Origin of the sequence: Klebsiella sp. 10 (assembly GCF_018223925.1) — a bacterium.
Lineage (GTDB): Bacteria > Pseudomonadota > Gammaproteobacteria > Enterobacterales > Enterobacteriaceae > Klebsiella > Klebsiella pneumoniae.
In genome coordinates, this window is the sequence record NZ_JAGRRB010000016.1 from 167,578 (window position 1) to 181,244 (window position 13,667).

The window sequence follows — 13,667 nt, forward strand, 5'->3', positions numbered from 1 at the left end:
GCGGGGCGAAATCATGGGTTTACGCTTTGAGACGCACATTTACCACGCCGTCAGTCTGGCGTTCAACCACCAGATCTTCCAGGCTGCTCAGCACGAGGTCGGCTTCATCCAGGCGAGGGGCATCGGCGGGCACGTTGACCGCGATAGTGCGACAGNNGCGACAGCCGGCCGCCAGTCCGGAGAGGAGCCCCGCCGGCGCATCTTCCACCACCGCGCACTCCCCGGCAGGCAGACCCAGCCGCTCGGCGCCCAGCAAATAGGCGTCCGGCGCCGGTTTGCCGTGTTTCACCTGCTCGGCGGTGACGAACACCTCAGGCATCGGCAGGCCCGCCGCGCGGTGACGCGCGTGGGCAACCGGAATCGAGCCGGAGGTGACAATCGCCCACGGGATCCCGGCCTCATTGAGCGTATTCAGCAGGGCTAATGCCCCCGGCAGCGCGACGATACCCTCAATATCAGTGGCTTCTATCTGCTCGAGGTAGCGAAATTCGGCCTGGATATCCTCCTCGCTGCGCCCCGGCATAAAATGGCGAATGGAGGTAATGGCCTGCTTGCCGTGAATAAAACTGAGAATTTCATCATGGTCAATGGCGAAACGATCGCCCCACTTGCACCATGAACGCTCTACCACCGGCAAGGAATCCACCAGCGTCCCGTCTAAATCGAACAGGAAACCTTTACACTGCACGGGCACCTCCCTCAGGCGTTGATAATTTGATTAATTTCATTACTGCTCAGATGATACTGGCGCGGGCAAGCGTGCCAGACGCTCAGCATCCGCTGATATTTCTCCCACATCGGGGTCTGCGAGTTAAAGCCATGGGTACCGGCGTCAAAATGGCTGTAGCGGCCTTCAACGTTGACCATAAAACGCACATAGCCGAGATAACGCGCTTCGGTGGCGGCATCAAATCCGAGGAAGGTGACCCGGCGTTCATCGATACCCGCCGCGTCTTTCAGGTTGGTCCAGGAGACGTGCAGCGCGTGGTACATCTCCATGATATCAATAACGGTACGGCAGGTTTCTTCCGTCAGCTGGCCGAACTCGCGGTCCAGTTCACGCATCTGTAGCCCATACCCACGCTCTATGATGGTTTGCAGACGACGGTAGCGTTCCGCATTATCCGGGTCGAGCATCGTCATCATTTTGTACTGATTGGATAAAATCAGACGCTGCGCATTGGTCATTTCCATGTTGTGACTCCTGTAGCACGGTAGGGCGTGAAATAAAGAAGGCGCATAAATCATGCGCCTTCTTTTATATGCGTTTTCCGTAGTGAATTACAAATCATCAAGGAAAGTTTTATCCAGTTGTTTGAAGGCGCGCTTAAGCGTGTCAGCCAGCGCCTGATAATCGGGCTTGCCTTCGACCGGTGCCAGCGCCTGCCCCGCCTCCTGCAGTTTGCCGCGCACTTCATAGAACCAGTTAAGAATGGAGGGCGGCAGCGGCGTCACCGAACGCTTACCCAACCACCAGAGTCCCTGCATCGGCAGGCTCAGCGCAAACAGCGCGGTAGCGACGGCGGGGCCCAGCTGGCCGCCAAGAGCTATCTGCCAGCAGAGGGTAAAAATGGCGATTGGCGGCATGATGCGGATGGCATAGCGGGTGGCACGAATAATGCGGTTTTCAATAAACACCGGTGCGAGGCGCTTGTCGAGAGGCCAGGTCTTTGCGTAATGCTGCCCGCGGTTGAACAAGCTAAAGAAGCTAACGGGGCGTTTCTCAGGGGTCGACATGGCTTTACCTCAACTTTACATATAAAACTTAAAAAATTCGTGCAAAACACCAACTATGCATGACATCGTTCAAAAGATTTTGGCAAAGGATGCCGCAATCAGGTATCCTGTGCCCGCCTGAAAGGGCGGTTAGACTCTTTGCCAGGCTAGTCAAATTATCGCATATTCTGCCATTGGCTGAAAATTATGCAAAATGGCATAAAATCAAATGTACTTCTCTCATCGTGCCCGAAAACAGAACAAGGCATGATGTTAATCATAAATGTCGAGGTCATCCTGCGCTACGCTAATGACACACTGACGTTTTTTTAGCCACGTATCATAAAAAGGTACTTCCATGTCGAGTAAGTTAGTACTGGTTCTGAACTGCGGTAGCTCCTCTCTGAAATTTGCTATCCTTGACGCCGTGAACGGCGACGAATATCTGTCCGGTTTAGCGGAATGCTTCCACCTGCCGGAAGCCCGTATCAAATGGAAAATGGACGGCAGCAAACAAGAAGCCGAGTTAGGCGCGGGCGCCGCGCACAGTGAAGCGCTGAACTTTATCGTTAACACTATTCTGGCACAAAAACCAGAACTGTCTGCTCAGCTGACCGCAATCGGCCACCGTATCGTACACGGCGGTGAAAAATACACCAGCTCCGTGGTGATCGACGAGTCCGTAATTCAGGGTATTAAAGACGCCGCGTCTTTCGCACCGCTGCACAACCCGGCACACCTGATCGGCATCGCTGAAGCGCTGAAATCCTTCCCGCACCTGAAAGACAAAAACGTGGCTGTATTCGATACGGCGTTCCATCAGACCATGCCGGAAGAATCCTATCTCTACGCCCTGCCGTACAGCCTGTACAAAGAGCACGGCGTTCGTCGTTACGGCGCGCACGGCACCAGCCACTTCTACGTGACTCAGGAAGCCGCTAAGATCCTCAACAAGCCGGTGGAAGAGCTGAACATCATCACCTGCCACCTCGGCAACGGTGGTTCTGTTTCCGCTATCCGTAACGGTAAATGCGTTGACACCTCCATGGGTCTGACCCCGCTGGAAGGCCTGGTGATGGGTACCCGCTCCGGTGACATCGATCCGGCCATCATCTTCCATCTGCACGACACCCTGGGCATGAGCGTTGACGCGATCAACAAAATGCTGACCAAAGAGTCCGGCCTGCTGGGTCTGACCGAAGTCACCAGCGACTGCCGCTACGTGGAAGACAACTATCAGGAAAAAGCCGACGCTAAACGCGCGATGGACGTTTACTGCCACCGCCTGGCGAAATACATCGGTTCCTACACCGCGCTGATGGACGGCCGTCTTGACGCCGTTATTTTCACCGGTGGTATCGGTGAAAACGCCGCGATGGTGCGTGAGCTGTCGCTGGGTAAACTGGGCGTACTGGGCTTTGAAGTTGACCATGAGCGTAACCTTGCTGCCCGCTTCGGCAAGTCTGGCTTCATCAACAAAGAAGGCACCCGTCCTGCCGTGGTTATCCCGACCAACGAAGAGCTGGTCATCGCGCAAGACGCCAGCCGTCTGACCGCATAATTCCACATCGCCAGCCCTGACCCGCAATAATTCGAGCTGCAGGAAGGCGGCGACACAGCAAAACCCCGGCCGCGTACAGCGCGTACGCCACCGGGGTGAGCAAGTAGAGCCAACGCACGTGCAACTTGAAATATGACGGATAGCTGGCGGTGCTGTTTTGTATCCCGCCTGATACTGGCGGTAACGAAAGAGGATATACCGTGTCCCGTACTATCATGTTAATTCCTACCGGTACCAGCGTAGGTCTGACCAGCGTCAGCCTCGGTGTGATCCGCGCTATGGAACGCAAAGGCGTTCGTCTGAGCGTCTTTAAACCTATCGCCCAGCCGCGTTCCGGTGGCGATGCCCCAGACCAGACCACCACCATCGTTCGCGCCAGCTCCTCCACCACCACCGCCGCTGAACCGCTGAAGATGAGCCATGTTGAGTCTCTGCTCTCCAGCAATCAGAAAGATGTGCTGATGGAAGAGATCATTGCCAACTACCACGCGAATACTCAGGACGCGGAAGTGGTGCTGGTGGAAGGCCTGGTACCGACCCGTAAGCATCAGTTCGCCCAGGCGCTGAACTTTGAAATCGCCAAAACGCTGAACGCTGAAATCGTCTTCGTGATGTCTCAGGGCACCGACACGCCAGAACAGCTGAACGAGCGTATCGAACTGACCCGTAACAGCTTTGGCGGCGCCAAAAATACCAGCATCACCGGCGTTATCGTCAACAAACTGAATGCCCCTGTCGACGATCAGGGCCGTACCCGTCCTGACCTGTCGGAAATTTTCGACGACTCGTCGAAAGCAAAAATCGTGAAGATTGACCCGGCTCAGCTGCAGAAAGGCAGTACGCTGCCGGTGCTGGGCGCAGTGCCATGGAGCTTCGATCTGATCGCGACCCGCGCGATCGACATGGCTCACCATCTGAATGCGACCATCATTAACGAAGGCGATATCAATACCCGCCGCGTGAAATCCGTGACTTTCTGCGCGCGCAGCATCCCGCACATGCTGGAACACTTCCGCCCTGGTTCTCTGCTGGTTACCTCCGCAGACCGTCCTGACGTGCTGGTTGCGGCCTGCCTGGCGGCAATGAACGGCGTGGAAATCGGCGCCATTCTGCTGACCGGCGGCTATGAAATGGACGCGCGCATCAGCAAGCTGTGTGAACGCGCTTTCGCGACCGGCCTGCCGGTATTCATGGTCAACACCAACACCTGGCAGACCTCCCTGAGCCTGCAGAGCTTTAACCTCGAAGTACCTGTTGACGATCACGAGCGTATCGAGAAAGTTCAGGAATACGTGGCCAACTACATCAACGCCGACTGGATCGAATCGCTGACCGCGACATCCGAGCGCAGCCGCCGTCTCTCTCCGCCAGCCTTCCGCTACCAGCTGACCGAGCTGGCGCGCAAAGCCGGCAAACGTGTCGTTCTGCCGGAAGGCGACGAACCGCGTACCGTGAAAGCGGCGGCGATTTGCGCTGAACGCGGGATCGCCACCTGCGTCCTGCTGGGTAACCCGGATGAGATCAACCGCGTAGCCGCGGCCCAGGGCGTTGAGCTTGGCGCCGGCATTGAAATCGTCGATCCGGAAGTGGTTCGCGAAAGCTATGTGGGTCGCCTGGTCGAACTGCGTAAGAACAAAGGCATGACCGAAGCGGTCGCGCGTGAGCAGCTGGAAGACAACGTGGTTCTCGGCACCCTGATGCTGGAACAGGACGAAGTCGACGGTCTGGTATCCGGCGCGGTTCACACCACTGCCAACACCATTCGTCCGCCGCTGCAGCTGATCAAAACCGCGCCGGGCAGCTCGCTGGTCTCCTCCGTGTTCTTCATGCTGCTGCCGGAACAGGTTTACGTTTACGGCGACTGCGCGATCAACCCGGACCCGACCGCCGAGCAGCTGGCGGAAATCGCTATTCAGTCCGCTGAATCCGCGATTGCCTTCGGCATCGAGCCGCGCGTGGCGATGCTCTCCTACTCCACCGGTACCTCCGGCGCGGGTAGCGATGTCGAGAAAGTCCGCGAAGCGACCCGTCTGGCCCAGGAAAAACGTCCTGACCTGATGATCGACGGCCCGCTGCAGTATGACGCCGCGGTGATGGCTGACGTAGCGAAGTCCAAAGCGCCGAACTCACCGGTAGCTGGCCGCGCGACCGTGTTCATCTTCCCGGATCTGAACACCGGTAACACCACGTACAAAGCGGTACAGCGCTCTGCCGACCTGATCTCCATCGGGCCGATGCTGCAGGGTATGCGCAAGCCGGTCAACGACCTGTCCCGTGGCGCGCTGGTAGACGATATCGTCTATACCATCGCACTGACCGCGATCCAATCGGCTCAGCAGCAGAAGTAATCTGCCGCTGTGGTCAAAGCAAAAGGCAGCCGAATGGCTGCCTTTTTGTCGTCAGGAGGCGAGCGACGATTGCTGTCGCGCGTTTGCGATCTTTATTCGCGCTCGCTCTCTTCCGCATCATCATACTCATTACCGGCGTTGCGGGTCATCCACAGCGCCAGCGCTTTCAGGGAGTCCGGCGTGAACTCATCGCAGCGGGCGGTGATCTCTTCCGGCGTTAACCAGCACACCTCGCTGACCTCTTCTTCCTGCAGGGCGAACGGCCCGTGGGAGACGCAGCTAAACAGACTTCCCCAGACGCGGCAGAATTTGTCTTCGTAATAAAACTGGCCGTGATCGGCAAACGGCACCCCGGCGATGCCTAACTCCTCTTCCGCCTCGCGACGGGCCGATTCCAGCAGCTGCTCATCAGCCTGCACGACGCCGCCAGCGGTGGCATCCAGCATGCCCGGATGAAAGTCTTTTGTCTCGGTGCGTCGCTGCACCAGAATTTTCCCCATTCCGTCATGAACGACGATATAGGTCGCCCGGTGGCGCAGGCACTGCGCGCGCATTTGCTCGCGGCTGGACTGTGCTATCACCTCATTGTTTTCATTAACAATATCGACCCATTCTGTGCTTGCCAAATGATTCTGTTCCGCCATCAGGAAACCTTACTTTAAATGCGCTCTCGCGGCGCGTCTTTATGATTGAGGGCTAAATTACGGGTAAATTGCAACCTCTGCAATAACCTGATTATCATTGAGTGCTAAAACCTGCAGCCGCCCCTGATCCAGCAGCCCATAGCTGGCGGAATATCCCCCTTTCGGGATACTCACTGAGCCGGGATTAAAGAGGTAAATTGCGCCGCGTTTTTCCGCGACCGGTATATGAGTATGGCCATATGCCAGGACATCGCCAGCGGCCAGCGGCGGCAGATTATCCGGACTATAGAGATGCCCGTGGGTCAGAAACAGGCGATAGCGTTCGCTAAGCACCTGCTGCCAGGGCGCGGTCATTGGAAAACGAAGCAGCATCTGATCCACTTCGCTGTCGCAGTTGCCGCGAACGGCAACAATGCGTTCCGCCACGCTGTTCAACCGCTCCGCCACCTCACCCGGCGCATACCCCTCAGGCAGCGCGTTACGCGGACCGTGATTGAGCACATCGCCGAGTATGATCAGCCACCTGGCGCCGCTTTGCGCGAACCGTTCAAGCACGCGTTCCGTGGCGGGCAGCGAACCATGAATATCGGAGGCAAACATCAGCTTCATAGGTTCCATCTCCACTGGTTACGATGCCTCTATGATAGCGGAAGCGCGGCGGGTTATCAGCCTCAGCGTTTGGCGGAAAGCGCCACGTAACGCTGGATTGAGGCCCGCTGCCACTGGAAAGACGCATAATCAGCCAGCGCCTCCGGTACCTTATCGCCATTGAGAACCAGGCGATTGAGCATCAGCGCCAGGTCTGCGTCGGCAATAGACCATTCGCCAAATAAATTTTTCCCGCCGTGGGCCAGTAGCGTGGTGGCGGTGGCAAACAGCTTTTCCGCAGATTGCCTGCCGGCCTCGCTGAGGTCCGGCATTTTCGCCCCGTCAAACACCACGGCGGTGGATCGCTCTTCACGAATTGGCATCAGATCGCTGCGCAGCCAGGCCTGGATCTGCCGGGCGCGGGCTCGTTTTTGCAGATCATGCGGGTAGATGCGCTCCCACTCCGGCGGCGCGAAACGCTCATCCAGATACTCAGTAATCGCCGAAGACTCACTTAGCGCGAAATCATCAACCTCCAGCAGCGGTACGCGACGGGTGGCGGCATAGCCTGTCCAGCCCGCCTGCAGATGTTCGCCGCGGTTCAGGTCGACGGTTTTAAGGGTAAAAGGCAGGCTTTTTTCCTGCAGAGCGACATAGACAGACATCACGTACGGTGAGAAAAAATCGGCATCGGACCACAGGGTAATGACAGGCTGGCTCATAGCTTCCTCAAGGGTGGTAGACAGGACAATAAGCCAACATAGCCTGTCTTACAGGCGATGTCACTGCTCGAGCGCGGACGACTCGTCGCCTGGCTGCCGGGTCGCTTGCGGAATTTCTCCCGGGTGGCGCAGCTTCACCTATACTCGAACAGTTTGCGACCCACGACGGCGGGAAATATTATGATCGATCTTTACTATGCACCCACCCCAAACGGCCACAAAATCACCCTGTTCCTCGAAGAGGCGGAGCTAGCCTATCGGCTAATTCGGGTCGATATCGGCAAAGGGGAACAATTTCATCCGCAGTTTCTGGCGATTTCGCCGAATAATAAAGTTCCGGCTATCGTCGACCACATGCCTGCTGACGGCGGGGCGCCATTGAGCGTTTTCGAGTCCGGCGCCATCCTGCTCTATCTGGCGGAAAAAAGCGGTAAGCTGCTGAGCGGCGAGCTGCGGGAACGCTACGTCACGCTGCAGTGGCTGTTCTGGCAGGTCGGCGGGCTGGGGCCGATGCTGGGGCAAAATCAACATTTTTCCCACTCCGCGCCGCAAACCGTGCCCTACGCTATTGAACGTTTTCAGGTGGAAACCCAACGACTGTATGGGGTGCTAAATCAGCGTCTGGGATGCAGCCCGTGGCTTGGCGGCGACCACTACAGTATAGCCGACATCGCCGCCTGGCCCTGGGTGAACTGCCATGTCCGACAGCGTATCGATCTGGCGAACTATCCGGCGGTGCACAACTGGTATGAGCGCATTAAGCAGCGGCCGGCAACGGCGGAAGCGATGTTAAAAATTCAGCTTTATTAACCCCCTGCTCGCCCGTCGCGCTTTGTTGTATGATTGCAGGACTTACACCACGGAGGAAGCCTGCAATGTCTCAACCAGACGCCATTATTCGTATTAAGAACCTGCGCCTGCGGACTTTTATTGGTATTAAAGAGGAAGAGATCGCCAACCGCCAGGACGTGGTAGTGAATGTAGCCATTCACTACCCTGCCGATAAAGCGCGCGACAGCGAGGACATCAATGATGCGCTGAACTATCGCACCATTACCAAGCGCATAATCAGCCATCTTGAGAATGGCCGTTTTTCGCTGCTGGAAAAATTAACTCAGGATGTGCTGAATATCGCATGCGAACATCACTGGGTCACATATGCTGAAGTGGAGATTGATAAACTTCATGCGCTGCGCTATGCCGACTCGGTGTCCATGACCATGAGCTGGCGTCGCTAACCATGTCAGGGAGGTGGTATGAAGATCCTGCTTACTGGTGGTACCGGCCTGATTGGCCGACATCTGATACCCAGATTGCTGGAGCTCGGGCATAGCGTCACGGTCTCCACGCGACATCCGGATACCGCCCGCGCCCGTCTCGATCCGCGCGTCACCCTGTGGCGCGATTTCGAGGGCCATCACCACCTCAATGACATTGATGCCGTCATCAATCTGGCGGGTGAACCCATCGCTGATAAACGCTGGACGGCCGAGCAGAAACAACGCTTGTGCCATAGCCGCTGGGATCTCACGCAGCGGCTGGTGGGCCTGATCCACGCCAGCGACACCCCTCCCTCCGTGCTGATCAGCGGGTCTGCCATCGGCTACTATGGCGACCTCGGCGAGGTGGTGGTGACCGAAGAAGAGCCACCGCACAATGAGTTTACCCATAAGCTGTGCGCCCGCTGGGAGCAAATTGCCTGCGAAGCGCAAAGCGAGCGCACCCGCGTCTGCCTGCTGCGCACCGGCGTGGTACTGGCTCCGCGGGGCGGTATTCTCGGCAAAATGACACCCGCCTTTAAGCTCGGCCTCGGCGGGCCTATCGGCAATGGCAGACAGTACCTGGCCTGGATCCATATCGACGATATGGTTAACGGCATTCTGTGGCTGCTGGATAACGATCTGCGCGGTCCGTTCAATATGGTTTCTCCCTACCCGGTGCATAACGAGCAGTTCGCCCATGCGCTGGGTCATGCGCTCCATCGACCGGCGATTTTCCGCGTTCCCGCCGCCGCTATCCGCCTGTTGATGGGGGAATCCGCCGTCCTGGTGCTCGGCGGCCAGCGCGCGCTGCCAAAGCGTCTGGAGGCCGCCGGCTTTGCCTTCCGCTGGTACGATCTGGACGAAGCGCTAAAGGATGTGCTGAGTTAATGGCTGACACAGGGGAGCATTGGCTCCCCTGATTCCATTCTGCTGGCTCATGCTCCACGCCTTGATGGCCTCACCCTGGCGCTGCAGCATCGCCATATTCAGGACAACCAGCGCCCTTAATCGCCTGAATTCACCGCCAGCCGGCCGGTTCGCCGGTGTTACCTGGCAAAGCAAAGTGCTAAGGTAGGCTTTTCTTTCTGCGTATTGACTGCTTTATGACGACCATCACCACACCACGCCTTTCGCTTACCCGCTTTGTTACCGATGACTGGCCCTTTTTTCTGCGCCTGCGCCAGGATCCGCAGGTGATGCGTTTTATGGGGGAGGTGTTAAGCGAGGAGGCGCTGCGCAGCGTCTTCGTCAGTCGCTGTGCCGATCCCGGGGTGTTTGTATTGCGCGATAAATTCGGCGAGGCGCTGGGCGATATTGGGCTCCGCATCAGTCCGAAAAATCCGCACGAAGCTGACGTCGGCTACGCGCTGCTGCCTCAGGCTCAGGGAAAAGGCTATGCCAGCGAAGCGCTGCGGGCGGTCTGCGAGTATGGTTTCACCACCCTGGGGGTGCAGGCCATCAATGCCTGGGTGCTGGGTGAAAACCGTGGCTCATCGCGCCTGCTGGAGAAGCAAGGCTTTGTGCGCACCCAGGTGCTGGAGAAAGCCTATCATCTGAACGGCGTCGATTACGATGACTGGATCTATCGGCTGGAGCGGGAAGCTCATCCGGCGTCCGCAGACGCCGGATGAGCCGATTATTTCAGCGAACCTTTCAGAAACTGCTGCAGGCGCGGGCTTTTCGGCGCGCCAAACAGCGCATCCGGATGCCCTTCTTCTTCAATTTTACCCTGATGCAGAAAAATGACATGTGAAGAGACGTGGCGGGCAAAGCCCATTTCATGGGTCACCACCACCATGGTTTTTCCCTCTTCTGCCAGCTGCTGCATAATGCGTAACACTTCGCCCACCAGTTCCGGATCCAGCGCGGAGGTCGGCTCATCAAACAGCAGCACTTCCGGTTCCATCGCCAGCGCGCGGGCAATAGAGACACGCTGCTGCTGGCCACCGGAAAGATGCACCGGATACTTCGCCTGCTGACGTTCGTCTATCCCGACCTTGGCCAGATATTTTACCGCCCGTTCGCGCGCTTCCTGTTTGCTTAAGCCCAGCACCTGAATCGGCGCCTCCATGACGTTCTCCAGCACCGTCATATGGCTCCACAGATTGAAATGCTGAAACACCATGGTCAACCGGGTGCGCAGCAGGCGCAACTGGTTCTTGTCGGCCACCTTCAGCTGGCCGTCTTTATCCCGTACCAGACCAATATTTTGGCCGCTGACGACGATCGTGCCTTCGCTCGGTTTTTCAAGGAAGTTAATACAGCGCAAAAAGGTACTTTTTCCGGAACCCGATGAACCGATGATGCTGATAACGTCCCCGGCTTTCGCCTGCAGCGAGACGCCCTTCAGCACCTCGTGTTCCCCATAGCGTTTATGCAGATCGATAACGTTTAATTTATTGTCGGACATGGCGTTCTCAATGCGTCGAAGAAGGTTTGATATGCTGCAACCAGCGCTTTTCCGCTTTACGGAACAAGCTAATCAGCACATACGAGATAATTAAATAGAGCACCGCGGCGATGCCAAACGCGGTGAACGGCTGATAGGTGGCCGAGTTGATATCGCGGGCGATTTTCAGCAGATCCGGTACCGTAGCGGTAAACGCCAGCGCGGTAGAGTGCAGCATGAGGATCACTTCGTTACTGTAGGCCGGTAGCGCAATCCGCAGCGCGGAAGGCAGAATAATGCAGCGATACAGTTTGACTGACGAGAAGCCGTAGGCCCGCGCCGCTTCAATTTCTCCGGCGGGTACTGAGCGGATCGCGCCGGCGAAAATTTCAGTGGTATAGGCGCAGGTATTCAGGGTTAACGCCAGTACCGTGCAGTTTAGCCCGCTGCGGAAAAAAGCGTTCAACAGCTCCGTGCCTTTGACGATTTCCAGGGTATACATGCCGGAGTAAAAAACCAGCAGTTGCACATACAGCGGCGTGCCGCGAAATATGTAAGTGAACAGCCAGATGGGGAACTGGATAAACTTATTGCTCGAGACGCGGCCGATGGCCAGAAACACCGCCAGGATGCCCCCCATTACCACTGAAGAGATCAGCAACCATAAGGTAATCGCCACGCCGGTAAAGCGATAGCCGTCGGTCCACAGTAGTGATTTCCAGTACTCCTGAATAATTTCAATCACAGGTCAGCCCTCTTCACGCCAACGGTATAGCGGCGTTCGAGCAGCAGCAGTACGCCATTAGAAACGGTGGTAAACACCAGATAAATCAGGCCGCAGACGATGGCGAAGTAGAACGGCTGCCAGGTGCTTTTCCCGGCCAGCTGCGTGGCTTTGACCACATCCTCCAGCCCCAGCAACGAGACCAGCGCCGTCGCCTTGAGGATAACCTGCCAGTTGTTGCCTATCCCCGGCAGCGCGTAGCGCATCATCGCCGGGAAGAGAATACGCCGGAACGTCTGCCCGCCGCTAAAGCCAAAGGCGGTAGCCGCTTCGATATGCCCCTTCGGCACCGCCAGGTAGGCGCCGCGGAAGGTTTCCGTAAAATAGGCGCCATAGATAAAGCCAAGGGTAATAATCCCGGCGATCATCGGATCGATATCAAACTGGGCCATGCCCAGCGCGTCGGTAACGCTGTTTAGCGCAATCTGCAGGCCGTAGAAAATCAGCAGCATCAGCACCAGATCGGGCACGCCGCGGATCAGAGTGGTATAGCCTTCAAACACCAGCGCCAGTGGACGATTGCTCGATAACTTTGCGCCAGCGCCCGCCAGCCCTATCAGGACGGCGAGAACGACCGAGCTGAGCGCAAGCTCCAGGGTGACGAGCGCACCCTGCAAAATAACCTGTGAAAACCCATACAGCATGCTGCCTACCCTGTCTGTCATTCACCATTGCGCGCGAAACGCGCGCAATGGCGAGGCGTGAGAATTATTCGCCGTATACGTTAAAATCGAAATATTTTTTCGCCAGCTTGTCGTAGGTGCCGTCCTTACGCATCTCTGCAAACGCCTTATTCAGCGCTTCACGCAGTTCGTTGTCTTCCTTACGCAGCCCCATACCGGTGCCAACACCAAACAGTTTCTCGTCTTTGATTGACGGGCCACCAAACTGGTAATCTTTACCGATAGGCTGTTTCAGGAACCCTTCGCTGGCCGCGACCTCATCCTGGAACGCGGCGTCGATCCGGCCGGCGGTCAGGTCGGAATAGATATTGTCCTGCCCCTGATAGGAGACAATTTCGATACCTTTCGGCGCCCAGTGCTCATTGCCATAGGTTTCCTGAGTCGTCCCCTGCAGCACGCCCACGCGCTTACCCTTGAGGGTGGCGAGATCCGGCGTTACCGGGCTGCCCTTTTTCACCACCAGACGCGAATCTGCCGCATACAGCTTGTCAGTGAAGGCAATTTCCTGCTGGCGCTTTTCAGTAATCGACAGCGAAGACATAATCGCGTCGATTTTCTTCGCTTTTAAGGAGGGGATCAGCGCATCCAGCGGGTTTTCAACAAAGGTACATTGCGTATTAATACGCTTACACAGCTCTTTTGCCAGATCGATATCAAAACCGACCAATTCTCCCTGCGCATTCTTCGATTCGAAGGGAGCATAAGTCGGATCGGTACCGATACGAATTTTTTGCGGGATGGCGGCAAAGACCGTGGAAACGCTGGAAAGGGCCAGCGCTAAAGAGAGAGACAACGCCAGTTTTTTCATAACTATCCTCGACAGACTGTCATTCTAACGGGTTTATTAGAACTATTTACGCCAGTTATCGTGCCATTATTCGCCCCTTAAGGGCAAAGATTTATGCACCAGAAAGGCCGATTTTTTGCATCAGAAACGCTTAACTATGCATTTTTTAGCCAAAAAACTGGC

General features: G+C 56.6%; 17 protein-coding genes. 6 read left to right on the forward strand and 11 right to left on the reverse strand.

What is annotated here, in order from left to right; genetic code table 11:
* Positions 1 to 19 precede the first annotated feature (19 nt).
* From KHQ26_RS18690 to yfbV, 3 genes are all read right to left on the reverse strand, one after another.
* A complete protein-coding gene (locus tag KHQ26_RS18690; protein ID WP_211777934.1) occupies positions 20 to 688 on the reverse strand; it encodes a sugar phosphatase in 669 nt (222 codons plus the stop codon).
* Between the two features lie 11 nt (positions 689 to 699).
* Entirely contained in the window at positions 700 to 1,194 is a 495-nt protein-coding gene (locus KHQ26_RS18695; RefSeq protein ID WP_002913193.1) for a YfbU family protein, read from the reverse strand.
* Positions 1,195 to 1,281: 87 nt separating this feature from the next.
* The gene (yfbV, locus tag KHQ26_RS18700) at positions 1,282 to 1,737 is read right to left on the reverse strand and encodes a terminus macrodomain insulation protein YfbV (protein ID WP_002913194.1); all 456 of its coding nucleotides are present in this window, start codon (positions 1,735 to 1,737) and stop codon (positions 1,282 to 1,284) included.
* A 337-nt stretch (positions 1,738 to 2,074) separates the two neighbouring features.
* On the opposite strand from yfbV, the gene ackA reads away from it, so the two are divergent.
* Positions 2,075 to 3,277 carry an acetate kinase gene (gene ackA / locus KHQ26_RS18705; RefSeq protein WP_002913195.1) on the forward strand — a complete coding sequence of 401 codons (1,203 nt, stop codon included), beginning with the start codon at positions 2,075 to 2,077 and terminating at the stop codon, positions 3,275 to 3,277.
* Positions 3,278 to 3,477: 200 nt separating this feature from the next.
* A complete protein-coding gene (gene pta, locus KHQ26_RS18710) occupies positions 3,478 to 5,625 on the forward strand; it encodes a phosphate acetyltransferase (protein WP_002913196.1) in 2,148 nt (715 codons plus the stop codon).
* A gap of 92 nt (positions 5,626 to 5,717) precedes the next feature.
* Here pta and yfcD read toward each other — a convergent pair whose 3' ends face one another.
* The 3 genes from yfcD to yfcF all read right to left on the reverse strand — a co-directional run bounded on the left by yfcD (position 5,718) and on the right by yfcF (position 7,579).
* A complete protein-coding gene (gene yfcD / locus KHQ26_RS18715; RefSeq protein ID WP_002913197.1) occupies positions 5,718 to 6,269 on the reverse strand; it encodes an NUDIX hydrolase YfcD in 552 nt (183 codons plus the stop codon).
* A gap of 57 nt (positions 6,270 to 6,326) precedes the next feature.
* On the reverse strand, positions 6,327 to 6,878 hold the full coding sequence (gene yfcE / locus KHQ26_RS18720) for a phosphodiesterase (RefSeq protein WP_004174991.1): 552 nt from the start codon (positions 6,876 to 6,878) through the stop codon (positions 6,327 to 6,329).
* A 62-nt stretch (positions 6,879 to 6,940) separates the two neighbouring features.
* Positions 6,941 to 7,579, reverse strand: coding sequence for a glutathione transferase (gene yfcF, locus KHQ26_RS18725; protein WP_004174989.1), 639 nt, complete (start codon positions 7,577 to 7,579; stop codon positions 6,941 to 6,943).
* A gap of 180 nt (positions 7,580 to 7,759) precedes the next feature.
* On the opposite strand from yfcF, the gene yfcG reads away from it, so the two are divergent.
* From yfcG to KHQ26_RS18740, 3 genes are all read left to right on the forward strand, one after another.
* Positions 7,760 to 8,389 (forward strand): GSH-dependent disulfide bond oxidoreductase, encoded by a 630-nt coding sequence (gene yfcG / locus KHQ26_RS18730; RefSeq protein ID WP_004174988.1) that lies wholly within the window; start codon positions 7,760 to 7,762, stop codon positions 8,387 to 8,389.
* 65 nt (positions 8,390 to 8,454) lie between these two features.
* Positions 8,455 to 8,817 (forward strand): dihydroneopterin triphosphate 2'-epimerase, encoded by a 363-nt coding sequence (gene folX, locus KHQ26_RS18735; RefSeq protein WP_002913200.1) that lies wholly within the window; start codon positions 8,455 to 8,457, stop codon positions 8,815 to 8,817.
* Between the two features lie 18 nt (positions 8,818 to 8,835).
* A complete protein-coding gene (locus KHQ26_RS18740) occupies positions 8,836 to 9,729 on the forward strand; it encodes a TIGR01777 family oxidoreductase (RefSeq protein WP_002913203.1) in 894 nt (297 codons plus the stop codon).
* Here KHQ26_RS18740 and KHQ26_RS18745 read toward each other — a convergent pair.
* Entirely contained in the window at positions 9,709 to 9,825 is a 117-nt protein-coding gene (locus KHQ26_RS18745) for a hypothetical protein (RefSeq protein ID WP_014343361.1), read from the reverse strand. The genes KHQ26_RS18740 and KHQ26_RS18745 overlap by 21 nt on opposite strands.
* A 119-nt stretch (positions 9,826 to 9,944) precedes the next feature.
* Between KHQ26_RS18745 and KHQ26_RS18750 the strand changes: the two genes are divergently transcribed.
* The gene (locus tag KHQ26_RS18750) at positions 9,945 to 10,472 is read left to right on the forward strand and encodes a GNAT family N-acetyltransferase (RefSeq protein ID WP_004140943.1); all 528 of its coding nucleotides are present in this window, start codon (positions 9,945 to 9,947) and stop codon (positions 10,470 to 10,472) included.
* Positions 10,473 to 10,477: 5 nt separating this feature from the next.
* Here KHQ26_RS18750 and hisP read toward each other — a convergent pair whose 3' ends face one another.
* From hisP to hisJ, 4 genes are all read right to left on the reverse strand, one after another.
* Positions 10,478 to 11,251, reverse strand: a complete 774-nt coding sequence (gene hisP, locus KHQ26_RS18755; RefSeq protein WP_002913206.1) for a histidine ABC transporter ATP-binding protein HisP — start codon at positions 11,249 to 11,251, stop codon at positions 10,478 to 10,480.
* A 7-nt stretch (positions 11,252 to 11,258) separates the two neighbouring features.
* Positions 11,259 to 11,975 (reverse strand): histidine ABC transporter permease HisM, encoded by a 717-nt coding sequence (gene hisM, locus KHQ26_RS18760; RefSeq protein WP_002913207.1) that lies wholly within the window; start codon positions 11,973 to 11,975, stop codon positions 11,259 to 11,261.
* Complete coding sequence (locus tag KHQ26_RS18765; RefSeq protein WP_002913208.1) at positions 11,972 to 12,658, reverse strand: histidine ABC transporter permease HisQ; 687 nt, start codon at positions 12,656 to 12,658, stop codon at positions 11,972 to 11,974. Before KHQ26_RS18765 ends, hisM begins: the two co-directional genes overlap by 4 nt.
* 64 nt (positions 12,659 to 12,722) lie before the next feature.
* Positions 12,723 to 13,505, reverse strand: coding sequence for a histidine ABC transporter substrate-binding protein HisJ (hisJ, locus tag KHQ26_RS18770; RefSeq protein ID WP_002913209.1), 783 nt, complete (start codon positions 13,503 to 13,505; stop codon positions 12,723 to 12,725).
* Positions 13,506 to 13,667 lie beyond the last annotated feature (162 nt).

What these genes read in the sequence shown, in the direction of transcription:
- yfcG (WP_004174988.1), top strand. Translation starts at nt 7,760, where the DNA reads ATGATCGATCTTTACTATGCACCCACCCCAAACGGCCACAAAATCACC.
- ackA (WP_002913195.1), top strand. Translation starts at nt 2,075, where the DNA reads ATGTCGAGTAAGTTAGTACTGGTTCTGAACTGCGGTAGCTCCTCTCTG.
- hisJ (WP_002913209.1), bottom strand. Translation starts at nt 13,505, where the DNA reads ATGAAAAAACTGGCGTTGTCTCTCTCTTTAGCGCTGGCCCTTTCCAGC.
- yfcD (WP_002913197.1), bottom strand. Translation starts at nt 6,269, where the DNA reads ATGGCGGAACAGAATCATTTGGCAAGCACAGAATGGGTCGATATTGTT.
- yfcF (WP_004174989.1), bottom strand. Translation starts at nt 7,579, where the DNA reads ATGAGCCAGCCTGTCATTACCCTGTGGTCCGATGCCGATTTTTTCTCA.
- KHQ26_RS18765 (WP_002913208.1), bottom strand. Translation starts at nt 12,658, where the DNA reads ATGCTGTATGGGTTTTCACAGGTTATTTTGCAGGGTGCGCTCGTCACC.
- folX (WP_002913200.1), top strand. Translation starts at nt 8,455, where the DNA reads ATGTCTCAACCAGACGCCATTATTCGTATTAAGAACCTGCGCCTGCGG.
- yfcE (WP_004174991.1), bottom strand. Translation starts at nt 6,878, where the DNA reads ATGAAGCTGATGTTTGCCTCCGATATTCATGGTTCGCTGCCCGCCACG.
- KHQ26_RS18740 (WP_002913203.1), top strand. Translation starts at nt 8,836, where the DNA reads ATGAAGATCCTGCTTACTGGTGGTACCGGCCTGATTGGCCGACATCTG.
- KHQ26_RS18695 (WP_002913193.1), bottom strand. Translation starts at nt 1,194, where the DNA reads ATGGAAATGACCAATGCGCAGCGTCTGATTTTATCCAATCAGTACAAA.
- hisP (WP_002913206.1), bottom strand. Translation starts at nt 11,251, where the DNA reads ATGTCCGACAATAAATTAAACGTTATCGATCTGCATAAACGCTATGGG.
- yfbV (WP_002913194.1), bottom strand. Translation starts at nt 1,737, where the DNA reads ATGTCGACCCCTGAGAAACGCCCCGTTAGCTTCTTTAGCTTGTTCAAC.
- KHQ26_RS18745 (WP_014343361.1), bottom strand. Translation starts at nt 9,825, where the DNA reads ATGGCGATGCTGCAGCGCCAGGGTGAGGCCATCAAGGCGTGGAGCATG.
- KHQ26_RS18750 (WP_004140943.1), top strand. Translation starts at nt 9,945, where the DNA reads ATGACGACCATCACCACACCACGCCTTTCGCTTACCCGCTTTGTTACC.